The organism is Pseudarthrobacter xylosi, from assembly GCF_055412765.1.
Window position 1 is genome coordinate 144,532 of record NZ_JBVAYT010000006.1, and the last position, 14,324, is coordinate 158,855.

The window sequence follows — 14,324 nt, forward strand, 5'->3', positions numbered from 1 at the left end:
GGATGCGTTATATCCGTCGATACATGCAAACGCATGAAAATTGGGTATAGTGGAAGCAAGCCCAGAGAAGTCCAGGAAACGGAAGGCACACCATGCAGATCGGCGTATTCAGCGTTAGTGACATCACTACTGACCCCACCACCGGCCGGACGCCCACGGAGAACGAACGCATCAAAGCGGCTGTGGCGATCGCCAAAAAGGTCGAGGAAATCGGCATGGACGTCTTCGCCCTTGGCGAGCACCACAACCGCCCGTTCTTCTCCTCCTCGCCCACCACCACCCTCGCCTTCATTGCCGCGCAGACCGAGCGGATCACCCTCTCCACTGCCACCACGCTGATCACCACCAACGATCCGGTGAAGATCGCCGAAGACTTCGCCATGCTGCAACACCTGGCCGACGGCCGCGTGGATCTGGTCCTGGGCCGTGGCAACACGGCTCCGGTGTACCCGTGGTTCGGCAAGAACATCCAGGACGGCGTGGAACTGGCCATCGAGAACTACAGCCTGCTGCGCCGGCTGTGGGATGAGGACACGGTGAACTGGTCCGGCAAGTTCCGCACCCCGCTGCAGAACTTCACCTCCACCCCCCGCCCGCTCGACGGTGTGGCCCCCTTTGTGTGGCACGGCTCCATCCGCACGCCGCAGATCGCCGAAGTGGCCGCCTACTACGGCGACGGTTTCTTCGCGAACAACATCTTCTGGCCCAAGGAGCACTACCAGCAGCTGATCAGCCTCTACCGTGAGCGCTACGAGCACTACGGCCACGGCAAGGCGGACCAGGCCATCGTAGGCCTCGGCGGCCAGTTCTTTATGCGCAAGAACTCCCAGGACGCCGTGAAGGAGTTCCGGCCCTACTTCGACAATGCGCCCGTCTACGGCCACGGCCCGTCGCTGGAGGACTTCACCTCGCAGACGCCGCTTACTGTGGGAAGCCCGCAGGAAGTGATTGAGAAGACCCTGACGTTCCGTGAGTACTTCGGCGACTACCAGCGCCAGCTGTTCCTGATCGACCACGCGGGCCTGCCCTTGAAGACGGTGCTGGAGCAGCTTGACCTGTTCGGCGAGGAAGTCCTCCCGGTCCTCCGCAAGGAATACGCGGCCCTCAAGCCAGCGCACGTCCCGGACCCGCCCACCCACGCCGGCCGGGTGGCCGCGCTGATGGCTGCGCAGGCGTCTGACACTGCCCCTTCGGAGGCCTGATGGCTGCCAGCGGCAACGAATCACCCATCCGTTTGGCAGCGGAAACTTGGGAATCCCTGTTCCGGGCGCAGGTCGCCGTGATGCGCAGGCTGCAGGCCGGGCCCGCCTTCCGGAAAGTGGCCCTGAACGAATACGACGTGCTGTTCACGCTCTCCCGGTGTCCATCCGGCTGGCTCCGGCTCAACGAACTCAATGACCATGTCCTGCTGAGCCAGTCGAGCCTCAGCAGGCTGGTTGAGAGGCTGGAGAAGCGCGGGCTCGTGGTCCGGATGGCGGCCCCCGACGACGGCCGCGGCGTGCTGCTGAAGCTCACCGAGGAGGGGTCTGCCCTCCAGAAGGAAATCGGCCGGGAGCACGTCCGGGACATCTCCAGCCTGGTAGGGCCGGCCCTGACGGCTGCCGAGCAGAGGGAACTTCAGCGGCTGACGGAGAAACTCCGGCATTCGGTGGGAGCGCGGCCGGGGAAGTAACTGCCCGGCAGTAACCGGACCGTACGGGAACTTAGCCCAGCATAACCAGCCTGGCCGGATCTTCCATCGGCAGCTGGCCGTTGACAACAGCGCCGACGCGAAGCTCGTTCAGCGTCAGGCTCCCGCCCACGGTGGACAGGAATGCGGTGTCGGACGAGTCCCGGCCGGCTGTGATCCGCAGCATCGACTCCCGTGGGGCTAGCCCCGTGGGGTCGATGACGTGCCAGGCGCCATCGACATGCGCCTCGGCTACCGCGTGGAAATCCATGGGGCTCAGCCCCGGTGCGTAAACGGCCGCGAGCCGGGCCGGGACGTCCTTGGAACGCAGCAGGGCGATGGCCAGGTGCGCGAAGTCCCGGCACACTCCCCTGCGGTGCAGGAGGGTTTCCACGGCCCCGTCAGTTCCCCTGGAGGAACCGCTGATGTACCGCAATTCCCCGAAGACCCAACTCCGCACGGCCTGGAGCAGTTCAGTACCGTGCAGGCCGCCAAATTCGGCATAGGCCGTGGGCAGGAGCCGGTCCGACTCCGCGTAGCGGCTTGGCCGCACGTAGCGGATGCGCTCAGCCAGGGTGGCCTCTTCCGGGACAGCATGCCCTGCCACCGTCGCCGAGTACTCGACAGTGACCTCTGCGGGTTCAGCGAATTCCATATAGTGCAGGCGGCCGCCATGATGATCCTCGAGTTCCTGCAAAGGAACCGGCCGGCCGCGGGCCGTGACCGTGAGGAATTCATCAAACGAGGTGTAGCCGGGGTTCCTGGCCACAGCGATGGCCAGGGCTGCCTTCGTGTCGGCGATGGTCCTGAAAACCATACGTGCTGAAACGGTGCGTTCCATGTATCTCCGGGTGTGAGGTAGTGGCAGTACTTCCCGCTCTGGCCCGGGGATGAAGGGGCCGGCGGCGGGACTAGTTTTTGATCTCCAGAGACATTAGCATCCGCTGGACGTTCGCGAATTCCGAGCTCTCGTCCACGTACTTTTCGGCCTGGCCCAGGGTGTCGAACGCCTTGGCCGGGGCCACCTTCTCATCCGCGGCGAAGGCCTTCAGGACGCCGAGGTCGCCGAACGAGTAGTCCCCTTTCCCGGCCGGGCCACGGACCACGTTGCGCAGTTCGCATGCTTGGCCGTCTGCCCCGCCCACAATATTGGTGATGCCGTAGGAGCCGAAGTAGCGGTAGCCCTGGATCACGCGGAACACCGCGTGCGGCGCAATGGTGCCTTCCCCCGTCAGGCCGGGAATATCCAGCGGCACGCTGCTGATCACCACATAGGGTTTCCGGGCCGCTTCGGGGCACTCGGACGACGCCGGCGGCAGCCCTGTCCGCAGGGCAGCCACCACCGCGCCGTCCTGCTTTTTCACCTCGATCTTCAGGGCACCCGGCAGCGTACCGTCCTCGGGAGTGACGGACTGGGCGATCCATTCCTCCGGCAGGTCGAAGCTGACGGTCTTCGCCGGGTCGGTAAAGGACTTCCAGGCAGTTGCCGTTGCGGCCGGGCCAGGCGTTGCGGACGTCGAGGCGCCCGCTGTGGCAGACGGATCCGACGACGCGGACCCGCTGGCGCCAGCGGTAGGGCTCGTACTGGCGCCAGGACCGGCCGATGTGTCCGGCTGCGCCGTCCACCCCGAATCACTGTTACCAGGCGCGCTGCAGCCGGCCGCCAGGGCACCGGCCATCAGCAGCGCCGCCGTTCGCGCTCCCCACATTGTCGCCTTGTGTGTCATCCAGCCAGCCTATCGGCGGACCACGGCGGCCAGGAGCCGGAGCCCCGTGTCGCCGTCGGACATTCCCCGCACGCAAGGGACTAGGCTGGTGCCTATGGCGGAAGAGCAGTATGGCACGGACCTTGAGAGCCTGGCGGACATCTCTGCCATCGACATTGCGGACTGGCGGCTGCGGACGTTTGCCCTGTATGACACGGTGCGGAAAGTAGCCGCTGAAGATCCGGCAGAGGCACATTCCCTGTGGCGGCATGAACGCGACCGCATGTTCGCAACGCATCCGGCCTCAGCCCTCAGCGCCAAGGACAAGTCGCAGTTCTCCGGCCTGAAGACGGCCGACTACGATCCGATCTACCGCTTCTACGTGCCGCTGACCCTGGAGGGGGCCGGCCGGGAAATGACCGTGGAAACCGCCACGGACGGCGTGGTCCGTTTCGTCCGGCTGGGCACGTTCGATCTACCGGAACTGGGCCAGCTTGGTGTGTGGAAGCTGCACGGTTACGGCGGCGGGATTTTCGTTCCGTTCCGGGATGCCACAGCTGGCCAGCCCGGCGGAACGTACGGCGCCGGCAGGTACCTCCTGGACACCATCAAGGGCGCATTCCACGGAGTCCACGGTTCCGGGGCGGGCGCCGAATTTGTCCTGGACTTCAACTTTGCCTACAACCCGTCCTGCGCGTACAACGAGGCCTGGGCCTGCCCGCTGCCCGGCCCGTCAAACCGGCTGGCCGTGGAGATCCCGGTGGGCGAGCTGTACTGAGCCTGCCGCCCAGTGATCGGGCCCGTGGCAATCCGGTTGCGGCTTGCCCGAGGACGTAGGATGTCATCATGACTGCCAGCGCTCCCCGCCGCCTTGCCCGTGTCCGCCCCCTGTCCCCGGCTGTTGCCGACGAGCATTTCTTCGTGGCCAATGACGCCCCGGATTTCGGCTCCGCCGCCGGCCGGTCCTGGACAGTAGTCGATTCCCCCTTCGAGGCGTCCCGCCCAAACGCCAACCACCCCGCCCGACCGGGCTGGGAGACCGGCGCCGTTGTAGAGCAGGACTCATTCACTTTCCTGGCACCCTCCGTCCCCGCCAACGTCTTCGGCATGGCGCATAACACCGGCCTGGCCGGCCGGGACCTCCCGCCGCAGGCCTTCCACAAGGCCGCATCCAGCGTGATCGGCCCCGGCGACACGATTGAACTGAGCTCAACGGTGGGCTACGTGGACCCGGAAGCGGAGCTGACCGTCGTCGTCGGCCGCACCGTCCGTGGCCTGACTCTTGAGACTGCCCGGAGCGCCATCCTTGGCTTCACCATCGGCAACGATGTCTCGGCCCGCGATCTGCAGAAATCGGACGAACTGTGGATCAGCGCCAAGAGCCAGGACACTTTCACTCCCGTGGGTCCCTGGATTGTGACGGACCTCGACGACTCTGACTTGGCCATCAGCATCGTCCACAACGGCGCCGAACTGAAAGCCGCCAGCAGCGCCGATCTCGGCTGGAAGGTGGACGAAATCCTCGTGTACCTCAGCTCGTTTATGACCCTGCACGCCGGCGATCTGGTCCTTACCGGATTCCCGGCGGAGTGTGCCCGCATCCAGCCAGGTGACACAGTCGTGTGCCGCGTGGAGAGCATTGGCGAGCTCAGCAACCCGGTCAAAGCTGCGTCCTGGGAGGAAAGTCCCGCCTGATATGTCAGGCTTAAGCCATGGAATCCTCTGCTGCGCCCAGCGCCCAGCTGACGCAGCAGCCCACCCGTAGCGCGCCTGCCACCAAGCACTACCGTGGAATCTTCAGGTTTCCACTGGTGCGGCAGCTCCTCCGCTTCTCCGGCGTCGGCATCATCTGCACCGCCACGTCCCTGGCGTTGTATGCGTTGCTGCGCCCCTGGCTGGGACCGCAGCTGGCCAACGCGGCGGCCCTGGTGTTGACGTCGTTGATGAACACGGCGCTGAACCGCAGGCTGACTTTCAAGATCTCCGGGCAGCGCCGGATGGCCCGCGACCACCTCAACGGCATGATCGTCATCGCCGTCGCACTGGTTATCACCGGCGGCAGCCTGGGTGTGCTCCATTGGCTGCACCCGGATGCCACCGTGTCCGACGAACTGTGGACCACCACGCTGTCGGGCTTCGTGGCCACCGCCGTGCGGTTCACTATGCTGCGGCACTGGATCTTCCGCCGCGCCCGCCATATCTAGCGGCCGAGGGTCCTGACGCTTCCGACGGCGGTGCCCACGGCTGCCGCCGCCTGTTCCAGTTCGTCCGCGGTCACGGCCGAAGTGAAGCTGAACCGCACAGCCGTCTGCGCCACTTCGGCGTCGTAGCCCAGCGCGGTCAGCACCGGCGACGGCGCATCCGAGCCGGCGGCGCAGGCCGAACCGCTCGAGCACACCACACCCTGCCGCTCCAGCTCGAGCAGCACGGATTCGCCGCTGGTGCCGGGGAAGCAGAACGAGGCCACTGACGGCAGCCGTTCCGTCCGGTGCCCGGTGAGCAGGGCGCCTGGAACGGTGTCCAGGATGGTGGCGGTAAAGCGTTCGCGGAGCCCTGCCACCCGGGCGGCGAGTTCCGGCCGCTCGGCGTGGGCGAGCGTCAGGGCGGTGGCCAGCGCCACGGCACCGGACACGTTTTCGGTCCCGGACCGCCGGCCGCGTTCCTGGCCGCCGCCATGCACCAGGGGCTCCACGCGGGTCCGGCCTCGGACGTACAGCACGCCGCACCCCTTGGGTGCACCGAGCTTGTGGCCGGAAATGCTCAGGGCGTCCACGCCCAGCGCCTTGATGTCCAGGGGCAGCCATCCTGCGGCCTGGACGGCGTCGGTGTGGAACGGGATGCCTTGCGCCCGGGCCAGCGCCGCCAGTTCGGCGATGCGCTGGATGGTGCCCACTTCATTGTTCGCGTACATCACGCTGACCATGGCGGTTTCCGGCCGGAGCATGGCGGCGAGCGCCTCCGGCGTCACCCGGCCGGTTCCGTCCACGGGAACCACGTCCACGGCGAACCCGTGGAACCGCTCCAGGTAGCGCGCAGACTCCCCTACGGCGGGATGTTCGACGGCGCTGATCACCACGCGGTTGAGCGCCGGGTCCGCAGCCTGCCGGGCCAGGGCAATGCCCTTGACCGCGAGGTTGTCCGCCTCCGTCCCTCCCGAGGTGAAGGTGACCTCGCCCGGGCGGCAGCCGAGCACCTTGGCCACGGCCGCGCGGGCGCCTGCGAGCGCGGACGCCGCGGCCTCGCCAAGCGTGTGGTGGCTGGATGGGTTGCCGAACTCACCGCTCAGGTAGGGCCACATGGCCTCGAGGACTTCGCGGCGGACGGGTGTGGTGGCGGCGGCGTCGAGGAAGATCATGGCTGCTTCAGCCGACGCTCAGTTCGACGTCCAGGCCGAGGTCCAGGGCAGCCACGCTGTGGGTGAGACCGCCGATCGAAATGACGTCCACGCCCGCCGCGGCGATATCCGCGACGGTGCGCAGGTTGACGTTGCCGCTGGCTTCCACGATGGCGCGCCCGTCCACCTGTTTGACGCCGGCACGGAGCCCGTCGAGGCTGAAGTTGTCCAGCATGATGGTGTCCACGCCGGCGGCCAGGACGGGTTCGATCTGCTCGGAGCTGTCCACCTCCACTTCGAAGTGCGTGGTGTGCCCCAGCTGTGCCTTTGCCGCGGCGAGCAGGGCGGTGAGCTTGGCGGGGTCTCCCCCGGTCATCACGGCCAGGTGGTTGTCCTTGGCCAGCACGGCGTCGGACAGGCTGTAGCGGTGGTTGGCTCCCCCGCCGCAGCGGACGGCGTAGCGCTCCAGGACGCGGAGGCCGGGCGTGGTCTTGCGGGTGTCCGTGATGCGCGCTTTGGTGCCTTCGACGAGCCGGACAAATTCCGCGGTTTTGGTGGCGATGGCACTCATCCGCTGCACGAGGTTCAGCCCGACGCGTTCGGCAAGCAGAACCGAACGTGCGTTGCCGGTGACACGCGCGAGGTGCGTGCCGGCGTCGAACGCTGTGCCCTCGCCGAGCAGCAGTTCCACGTCAGTGTCCGGGTCCACGACCTTCATGGCGTCGCGGAACACCGTTCCACCACTGAACACCCCCGGCACGCGCGCGTTCAGCACCGCGGTGGCGCGGGCGTCGGCCGGGATCAGCAGCTGCGAGGTGATGTCCCCGTTGGGCGCGTCCTCGGCAAAAGCCCGCTCCAGGATGTCCCGGACGGGTGCTGCGGGGAGGGTCAGGCTAGTCATTTACGAGGCTCGCTTTCCGGCTCATGGTGTATCGCTTGTCAAAATGTTCGACGGCGGCATCTGCGGGCACACTGTCGCTGCGGTAATGCGCCCCCAAGGATTCCCGCCGCTCCCGCGCGGAATGAACCAGCAGCTGCGCAGCCAACAAAAGATTGGCATCCTCATGCTCCCGAGGGTCCGGGGAATCAGGCACGTTGATGGGAAAAACATCGGCCGCCCACGCAGCCAACTCCACCGCAGTCTCCCGCAGCAAGCCGCCATTGCGAAGCACCCCCGCGTTAGCAGTCATCAACCGCCGCAAAGCCGCCCTGGAAAACGGCCCAGCGGCCGGGGCCTCTACAGCTGCCGGCTCCGGATCAAGCTGGAACGACCAATCGGGCGTGTCATCGGCTCCCAAGGCGACCGTTCCGTCGTCGTCCGAGGGTGTTCCGGAAGCGAGCGTCAAGGGGAGGCCGTTAGCGGCCGAGACAGCGAGCGGAGGAACAGCGTCGGGCGACACCCCACCCCAGGCCGAGGGACTTGCGGAACTGCCAGCCAGGAAACCCTCAACGGCCCGCCGCCCAAAGACAAGCCCTTCAAGAAGGGAGTTGCTGGCAAGCCGGTTAGCCCCCTGGACGCCGGTGCAAGCAACCTCGCCGGCTGCCAGCAATCCGGGTACCGATGTCCGTCCGTAGAGGTCGGTAAGGACGCCGCCCATCCAGTAGTGCGCGGCCGGAGCCACGGGGACGAGTTCCCGGGTCCAGTCGACGCCGGCTTGGCGGGTGCGGGCGCTGATGGTGGGGAAGCGCTTTTCGAGGTAGCCCTTGCCGTGCAGGGCCTCGACCGCCATGGCGTCGAGGAACACGTGCCCGTTGGGATCCCCCAGGGTGGCCAGGTGCAGGGCGATGCTGCGGGAGACAACGTCGCGCGGGGCAAGTTCCGCGTCGGCGTGATAGGCGGGCATAAAGCGTTCGCCGTGGGCGTCCAGCAGGATGGCGCCTTCGCCGCGGACGGCTTCGGAAATCAGGAGCGGTTCAGCTCCGTTGCCGGCTGCCTCGAGGGCATCGGCCGGGAGCACCATGCAGGTGGGGTGGAACTGGAAGAACTCCAGGTCCGCCACAGCGGCTCCGGCCCGCCAGGCTAGCGCCAGCCCGTCCGCGGTTGCCACGGCAGGATTGGTGGTCTGGGCAAACAGCTGGCCCGCTCCCCCGGTGGCCAGGAGCACGGCATCACCGTGGACGCCGAGTTCCCGCCCGTCGTGCAGGAAGTTCACGCCTGCCACGTGTCCGTCGCTCTGCGACAGGGACGTGACCTGGGCGTGCCCGATGACCTGGATCCGGCCAGCTGCCTGCGCATCCAGAACCGTCTTGATGAGTGCCCGGGCTACGCCGGCACCGGTTGCGTCGCCGCCGGCGTGCAGGATCCGGGGCGCGGAGTGGGCGGCTTCGAGACCCAGCGAGGGGTCGCCGTCGTCGTCCATATCAAAACGCACGCCGAAGCGTTCCAAGCCGGCGATATCCAGGCGGGCCTCCGTGCAGAGCACGCGGACGGCCTCTTCGTCGCAATGCCCGGCCCCGGCCTTCAGCGTGTCTGCGATGTGCGCGGCCACAGTGTCTCCGGGCGCGGGCTCGTCGAGCACGGCGGAGATGCCGCCTTGGGCGTAGTAGGTGTTGCTGTCCGCGAGCGCGCCTTTGGTCAGCAGCACCACTTCGGCGCCGGCATCGGCAGCAAGCAACGCGGCGTACAGTCCCGCAATGCCGCTCCCGACGACGATCAGCCGCCGGGGTGCCGGACCACCGGCTGGGCTCTCTGCGCTCATGTGGGGCTCGTTTCGGTTTCCAGGGTCACTGGGGGCGGGACTGCAGCTGCGGGCTACAGCGGACGCGCCGCGAGCATACGCTCGAGCGCGGTTTTGGCGTTGTCCTGGACGGAACCGTCCACGCTGATGCGGTTGACGATGCGGCCTTCGACGAGTTCCTCCAGGACCCAGGCGAGGTAGCCGGGGTGGATGCGGTACATCGTGGAGCAGGGGCAGATCACCGGGTCCAGGCAGAAGATGGTGTGCTGCGGGTACTCGGCGGCGAGCCGGTTCACCATGTTGACTTCCGTGCCGATCGCGAAGGTGGTCGGCTCGTTGGCGGCTGCGATGGCCTTCTTGATGAAGTCGGTGGAACCGGCGGAATCGGCCGCGTCAACCACCTCCATGGGGCACTCGGGGTGGACAATCACGTTGACGCCGGGGAACTCGGCACGGGCCTTTTCGATCTGGCCGACGTTGAAGCGCTTGTGGACAGAGCAGAAGCCGTGCCACAGGATGACGCGGGAATCGAGCAGGGCCTGTTCGTCGTTGCCGCCCAGTTCCTTGCGCGGGTTCCACATGGGCATCTGCTCCAGCGGCACACCCATGGCTTTGGCGGTGTTGCGCCCCAGGTGCTGGTCCGGGAAGAACAGGACCCGCTGGCCGCGTTCGAACGCCCATTCCAGGACCACCTTGGCGTTGGAGGAGGTGCAGACGATGCCGCCGTTGCGGCCGCAGAAAGCCTTCAGCGCGGCGGAGGAATTCATGTAGGTGACCGGAATGACCGGAACCCGCCCATCGGCGTCGGCCTCGGTACCGAAGATCTCCTCGAGCTGTTCCCAGCACTCCTCCACAGAGTCGGTGTCCGCCATGTCCGCCATGGAGCAGCCGGCGGCGAGGTTGGGCAGGATGACGGCCTGTTCCGGGGTGGAGAGGATGTCCGCGGTCTCGGCCATGAAGTGCACACCGCAGAAAATGATGGCCTCGGCGTCAGGCCGGGTGAGGGCGGCGTTGGCCAGCTGGAAGGAGTCGCCCACGAAGTCGGCGTACTGGATGACCTCGTCGCGCTGGTAGAAGTGGCCCAGGATCACAGCGCGATCACCGAGCGTGGCCTTGGCGGCCCGGATGCGCACATCGAGCTCTGCATCGTTGGCGAGCTTGTATTCTTCCGGCAGCTGGCCCTGGCGCGGCGTTGCCGCCGGGGCGACGTCCGCGCTGGAGGCACCGGGTCCGTAGGCAGGGGCACCCGCGAGGGCCTCGGCAAGGTCGTATTCCCACGGGCCCCTGGCGAGCGCCGGGCTGCAGGTGGCAGCTGTTTTGCCTGCCGCAGCGTTCCGGGACGCGCTTTCGGCTTGTTCGCGCGTGATCAGCTGGATGGCTGTGTTGACGCTACTCATGGTGTGCTCCTGTTATCGAGGTCAAGGCCAGGACGGCCGGTGAAGCGGTAAAGACGAGGCGGACGGTGTTTGCCACCCTGGAGGTATTCGCCGGTTTCTTCGATCTCCGGCGTGGATGTGAGCTGGCGGCGGAAGTTGGCCGGGTCCAGCCGGGTGTCCAGGACTGCTTCATAAACTTCCCGGACCTGGGCCAGGGTGAAGTACTCGCCCAGGAAGTGGTAGGCCACCGACCCGTAGGCCAGCTTGTTCCGCAGGCGCCGGAGTGCGTAGTCAACAATGGAGTTGTGGTCGAAGGCCAGGTCCCCCACCTTGTCTGCCCTGAACCACTTCACGTTCTCCGATTCGTCGGCCAGGGCGGCCTCGGTGGGCTGGACCAGCGCCCAGTAGACGATCGACACCACACGCTGCGTGGGTGAGCGGTGCAGCCCACCGAACGCGTAGAGCTGCTCCAGGTAGCTCGGCGTGAGTCCGGTGGTTTCCCGGAGGTTCCGGGAGGCAGCGTCCTGCAGGGATTCAACATGCGTCAGTGGTCCGCCGGGAAGGGCCCAAAGGTCCTTGTACGGCTCACGAATCCTACGGACCAGGGGAAGCCAGAGGGTAGGCCGGCCCGAGGATTCGCTGGGCCGTAGGGCGAAGATGACCGTGGAGATAGCGAGCGAGGGTGCGGCGGTAGCGCGTTCGGAGACGTTCGCTGAGCTGCTGTACACGGTCACTCACCCGCTCCCTGCTTCTGGGCTTCATTGCCACCGTTAGTTATAGTCACTTTGACTAGAACTGATTCTACGGCCACATTCCTTGAATCAAAATGTTTCGCAATGCCACGGCCACAGACCCGCCGGGAGTAAGCGGTGCCGCACTCAACGCCGGCCTCGTGGAATTCACGCTGCCACCCGTCGTCGGCCCGCCACCGCCCGCGGGCCGGCTTCAAAGCGGGTAGATTCAAATGGTCCCCGCGCGGACACCCCCTCCACCCCAAGAAGGTTCACAGGCATGACATCGAAGTCCACGGCAGTGCGGCCGGAATCCCAGCTCGGCCACACCATGAAGCCCCGGCAGCTCACCATGATGGGACTGGGCAGCGCCATCGGCGCCGGCCTGTTCCTCGGTTCAGGGGCCGGCATCCAGGCCGCGGGGCCTGCCGTGCTGATCTCGTATCTGGTCGCCGGGACGCTTATCATCCTGGTGATGTGGGCGCTGGGCGAGATGGCCGCTGCGAATCCAACGAGCGGCGCGTTCTCCGTGTACGCCGAACGGGCGCTCGGAAAAACCGCCGGCGCTACGGTGGGCTGGCTGTGGTGGCTCCAGCTGGTGGTGGTCATCGCCGCGGAAGCGCTGGGCGCAGCGGGACTGCTGTTTTCCGTCTGGCCGGTTATCCCCGTGTGGGCCCTGGCCCTGACTTTTATGGTCGTATTTACGGCCATCAACCTGACGGGCGTGAAGAACTTCGGAGAGTTCGAATTCTGGTTCGCCATCCTGAAGGTTGCCGCCATTGTGGCGTTCCTGGCCGTGGGGGCCGCCCTGCTGCTGGGCCTTCTGCCCGAGGTTGCATCGCCCGGACTCGCTAACATCACCACTGACTTTGCCCCCGCCGGGCTGGGCGGAATCGCCACGGCATTGTTCGTAGTGATCTTTGCCTTTGGCGGAACCGAGATCGTGGCCGTGGCCGCCGCGGAAACCGCGGACCCGGAACACAGTGTGGGCAAGGCAATACGGACTGTGTTGTGGCGCATCCTGGTCTTCTACATCGGGTCGGTCTTTGTCATCGCGGCCGTCCTGCCGGTCTCCTCCGAAGGACTCGCCTCGCCCTTTGCCGGCGTGCTCGACGCGGCCCGGATCCCGGGCGCCGGCACGGCAATCACCCTGGTAGCCGTCGTCGCGCTTCTCTCCGCACTGAACGCCAATCTCTACGGCGCGTCCCGCATGGTGTACTCGCTCGCCGAACGCGGCGAGGCGCCCCGGATCCTGGCCAGGCTCAGCGGCGCCAGCGTGCCGGTGATCGCCGTAGGCGTGTCCGTGGCGTTCGGATTCTTCGCCACAGTTCTTGAGCTGCTTTTCCCGGACCGGATCCTGCCCGCCCTGTTCCAGCTGGTCGGATCCACTTGCCTGGTGGTGTGGGGCACGGCCCTCGTTTCGCAGCTGATCCTCCGGCGCCGCGCGGACCGGGCCAGTACCGCCCTTCCGCTGCGGATGAAGGGATTCCCGGGCCTGACTATCTTCGGACTCATCCTCCTGGGCCTGATTTTCGCGGTCGGCTTCAGCGCGGAAAGCAGTCGTGTTCAGCTGCTGAGCACGTTCGTTCTGGTTGCCTGCCTCGCGGCCGCCTGCTGGATCGGCGCCCGGCTCACTACCCGCGACCGCCAGGCCAGCTAAGTACATCGGGTTCTTCTTTCGCCCGGTGATCGGGTGGAACGGAACCAGCCGCTGGTGGAGGTGGAAACCAGCAAATCCGCTGTTGAACAGCCCAGTCCGCAGGCAGGTAAAGTGGTGCGTACCTTCGGTGGGGCAGGCGACAGGATCAATGTCGGCGAACCCCTGATCGTTTTCGAGGTGCCGGACATCACTGCCGGAATCGTGGGTACGGTCCCGAAGGATGAGGCACCGACGCGCCGGGTCCGCCTGAGCGCCGTACTTGATGAGGACTGACACCATGAGCGGCAGGCACACCGGCGAGATGCATTCCCACACCGTTGAGGGCACGGACCCCGAGCTGTACGTGGAGGTGCACGATCCGCAGGACGACGCCGGGCTACGGCCCGTGCTGCTGCTGCACGGCTTCTCCTCGTCCAGCAAGCTCAACTGGCATGACACCGGCTGGGTGGCGGCCCTGCTGGACGCTGGCCGCCGCGTCATCACCGTGGACCTGCCCGGACATGGCCGCAGCGGCGCACCCGAGGACATGGATTCCTACTCCCCCAGCCGGATCCGCGCGGACCTGCTGCAGATAGCGTTCGACGCCGGCGTGCGGCCCTTGCACAATGGTGACCCCACCAGCGGCGTTGACGTGCTGGGATATTCCTTAGGCGCCCGGCTCGCCTGGGAATTCGGCGCCACCCAGCCCGAGATCGTCCACCGCCTGGTCCTGGGCGGACCGAACATCGCCGATCCGCTGGCGGCCTTTGACCTCATTGCCGCCCAGAACTACCTCGCCGACGGAACCCCCATCGCCGACCCGTCCACAGCCGGCCTGCTCAAGATGGCCATGCTCCTGCCGAGCAACAACATCTTCGCGCTGCTGTCCCTGGTGGATGCCATCAAGGCCGAACCCTTCGATCCTGCCGAAGCCGTGCCCCACATGCCGATGCTCCTTGTGGCCGGCGATCAGGATGAACGGGCGGCCACCATGCCGCAGCTCGCCGCACTCGGAATCCGGGCGGGGTCCATGGCTGAACAGCTGACGTTGCCTGGCCGCAACCACACGAACGCCATCACCAGCCGGGCTTTCAAACAAGGCGCCATCGCTTTCCTGGGAGTCTGATCCTGATCGCTGCCGCCTGCATAATGGCGCCTGCCCGGCCGGGGAAATATCCCGCTCCCCGCCAC

General features: G+C 66.6%; 14 protein-coding genes and 1 pseudogene. 8 read left to right on the forward strand and 7 right to left on the reverse strand.

Annotated features, from left to right (window positions below):
- The first annotated feature begins 92 nt into the window (after nt 1-92).
- Together ACZY1F_RS14365 and ACZY1F_RS14370 are read left to right on the forward strand one after the other, a co-directional pair.
- A complete protein-coding gene (locus ACZY1F_RS14365) occupies nt 93-1,202 on the forward strand; it encodes an LLM class flavin-dependent oxidoreductase (protein WP_463942438.1) in 1,110 nt (369 codons plus the stop codon).
- Nucleotides 1,202-1,672, forward strand: coding sequence for a MarR family winged helix-turn-helix transcriptional regulator (locus ACZY1F_RS14370; RefSeq protein ID WP_463915012.1), 471 nt, complete (start codon nt 1,202-1,204; stop codon nt 1,670-1,672). The genes ACZY1F_RS14365 and ACZY1F_RS14370 overlap by 1 nt, the downstream gene beginning before the upstream one ends.
- A 31-nt stretch (nt 1,673-1,703) precedes the next feature.
- On the opposite strand, the gene ACZY1F_RS14375 is transcribed toward ACZY1F_RS14370, so the two are convergent.
- Together ACZY1F_RS14375 and ACZY1F_RS14380 are read right to left on the reverse strand one after the other, a co-directional pair.
- On the reverse strand, nt 1,704-2,510 hold the full coding sequence (locus ACZY1F_RS14375) for a transglutaminase-like domain-containing protein (protein ID WP_463942439.1): 807 nt from the start codon (nt 2,508-2,510) through the stop codon (nt 1,704-1,706).
- Between the two features lie 70 nt (nt 2,511-2,580).
- Nucleotides 2,581-3,396: a hypothetical protein gene (locus tag ACZY1F_RS14380; protein WP_463942440.1), complete on the reverse strand. Its 816-nt coding sequence runs from the start codon at nt 3,394-3,396 to the stop codon at nt 2,581-2,583.
- Between the two features lie 94 nt (nt 3,397-3,490).
- Between ACZY1F_RS14380 and ACZY1F_RS14385 the strand changes: the two genes are divergently transcribed.
- From ACZY1F_RS14385 to ACZY1F_RS14395, 3 genes are all read left to right on the forward strand, one after another.
- Nucleotides 3,491-4,153, forward strand: coding sequence for a DUF1684 domain-containing protein (locus ACZY1F_RS14385; protein WP_463942441.1), 663 nt, complete (start codon nt 3,491-3,493; stop codon nt 4,151-4,153).
- 68 nt (nt 4,154-4,221) lie between these two features.
- The gene (locus ACZY1F_RS14390) at nt 4,222-5,070 is read left to right on the forward strand and encodes a fumarylacetoacetate hydrolase family protein (RefSeq protein ID WP_463942443.1); all 849 of its coding nucleotides are present in this window, start codon (nt 4,222-4,224) and stop codon (nt 5,068-5,070) included.
- 17 nt (nt 5,071-5,087) lie between these two features.
- Nucleotides 5,088-5,579: a GtrA family protein gene (locus tag ACZY1F_RS14395; protein ID WP_463942445.1), complete on the forward strand. Its 492-nt coding sequence runs from the start codon at nt 5,088-5,090 to the stop codon at nt 5,577-5,579.
- Here the strand turns inward: ACZY1F_RS14395 and ACZY1F_RS14400 are convergent.
- Genes ACZY1F_RS14400 through ACZY1F_RS14420 form a run of 5 tightly spaced genes read right to left on the reverse strand, consistent with a single transcriptional unit; the run spans nt 5,576 to nt 11,491 of the window.
- Nucleotides 5,576-6,730 carry a cysteine desulfurase family protein gene (locus ACZY1F_RS14400; protein ID WP_463942447.1) on the reverse strand — a complete coding sequence of 385 codons (1,155 nt, stop codon included), beginning with the start codon at nt 6,728-6,730 and terminating at the stop codon, nt 5,576-5,578. The genes ACZY1F_RS14395 and ACZY1F_RS14400 overlap by 4 nt on opposite strands.
- A gap of 7 nt (nt 6,731-6,737) precedes the next feature.
- Nucleotides 6,738-7,610 carry a carboxylating nicotinate-nucleotide diphosphorylase gene (gene nadC, locus ACZY1F_RS14405; RefSeq protein WP_463942449.1) on the reverse strand — a complete coding sequence of 291 codons (873 nt, stop codon included), beginning with the start codon at nt 7,608-7,610 and terminating at the stop codon, nt 6,738-6,740.
- Nucleotides 7,603-9,408 (reverse strand): L-aspartate oxidase, encoded by a 1,806-nt coding sequence (locus ACZY1F_RS14410; RefSeq protein ID WP_463942451.1) that lies wholly within the window; start codon nt 9,406-9,408, stop codon nt 7,603-7,605. Before ACZY1F_RS14410 ends, nadC begins: the two co-directional genes overlap by 8 nt.
- A gap of 53 nt (nt 9,409-9,461) precedes the next feature.
- Entirely contained in the window at nt 9,462-10,784 is a 1,323-nt protein-coding gene (nadA, locus tag ACZY1F_RS14415; protein ID WP_463942452.1) for a quinolinate synthase NadA, read from the reverse strand.
- A complete protein-coding gene (locus ACZY1F_RS14420; RefSeq protein WP_463942606.1) occupies nt 10,781-11,491 on the reverse strand; it encodes an NUDIX hydrolase in 711 nt (236 codons plus the stop codon). The genes nadA and ACZY1F_RS14420 overlap by 4 nt, the downstream gene beginning before the upstream one ends.
- A gap of 283 nt (nt 11,492-11,774) precedes the next feature.
- Between ACZY1F_RS14420 and ACZY1F_RS14425 the strand changes: the two genes are divergently transcribed.
- From ACZY1F_RS14425 to ACZY1F_RS14435, 3 genes and pseudogenes are all read left to right on the forward strand, one after another.
- On the forward strand, nt 11,775-13,154 hold the full coding sequence (locus ACZY1F_RS14425) for an amino acid permease (protein ID WP_463942453.1): 1,380 nt from the start codon (nt 11,775-11,777) through the stop codon (nt 13,152-13,154).
- 12 nt (nt 13,155-13,166) lie between these two features.
- Nucleotides 13,167-13,427: pseudogene (locus ACZY1F_RS14430) on the forward strand (biotin/lipoyl-containing protein); the annotation flags it as partial.
- Nucleotides 13,428-13,431: 4 nt separating this feature from the next.
- On the forward strand, nt 13,432-14,259 hold the full coding sequence (locus ACZY1F_RS14435) for an alpha/beta fold hydrolase (protein ID WP_463942455.1): 828 nt from the start codon (nt 13,432-13,434) through the stop codon (nt 14,257-14,259).
- Nucleotides 14,260-14,324 lie beyond the last annotated feature (65 nt).

Excerpts from the sequence above, each read along its gene's own strand:
- ACZY1F_RS14365 (WP_463942438.1), top strand. The coding sequence starts at position 93 with ATGCAGATCGGCGTATTCAGCGTTAGTGACATCACTACTGACCCCACC.
- ACZY1F_RS14370 (WP_463915012.1), top strand. The coding sequence starts at position 1,202 with ATGGCTGCCAGCGGCAACGAATCACCCATCCGTTTGGCAGCGGAAACT.
- ACZY1F_RS14375 (WP_463942439.1), bottom strand. The coding sequence starts at position 2,510 with ATGGAACGCACCGTTTCAGCACGTATGGTTTTCAGGACCATCGCCGAC.
- ACZY1F_RS14380 (WP_463942440.1), bottom strand. The coding sequence starts at position 3,396 with ATGACACACAAGGCGACAATGTGGGGAGCGCGAACGGCGGCGCTGCTG.
- ACZY1F_RS14385 (WP_463942441.1), top strand. The coding sequence starts at position 3,491 with ATGGCGGAAGAGCAGTATGGCACGGACCTTGAGAGCCTGGCGGACATC.
- ACZY1F_RS14390 (WP_463942443.1), top strand. The coding sequence starts at position 4,222 with ATGACTGCCAGCGCTCCCCGCCGCCTTGCCCGTGTCCGCCCCCTGTCC.
- ACZY1F_RS14395 (WP_463942445.1), top strand. The coding sequence starts at position 5,088 with ATGGAATCCTCTGCTGCGCCCAGCGCCCAGCTGACGCAGCAGCCCACC.
- ACZY1F_RS14400 (WP_463942447.1), bottom strand. The coding sequence starts at position 6,730 with ATGATCTTCCTCGACGCCGCCGCCACCACACCCGTCCGCCGCGAAGTC.
- nadC (WP_463942449.1), bottom strand. The coding sequence starts at position 7,610 with ATGACTAGCCTGACCCTCCCCGCAGCACCCGTCCGGGACATCCTGGAG.
- ACZY1F_RS14410 (WP_463942451.1), bottom strand. The coding sequence starts at position 9,408 with ATGAGCGCAGAGAGCCCAGCCGGTGGTCCGGCACCCCGGCGGCTGATC.
- nadA (WP_463942452.1), bottom strand. The coding sequence starts at position 10,784 with ATGAGTAGCGTCAACACAGCCATCCAGCTGATCACGCGCGAACAAGCC.
- ACZY1F_RS14425 (WP_463942453.1), top strand. The coding sequence starts at position 11,775 with ATGACATCGAAGTCCACGGCAGTGCGGCCGGAATCCCAGCTCGGCCAC.
- ACZY1F_RS14435 (WP_463942455.1), top strand. The coding sequence starts at position 13,432 with ATGAGCGGCAGGCACACCGGCGAGATGCATTCCCACACCGTTGAGGGC.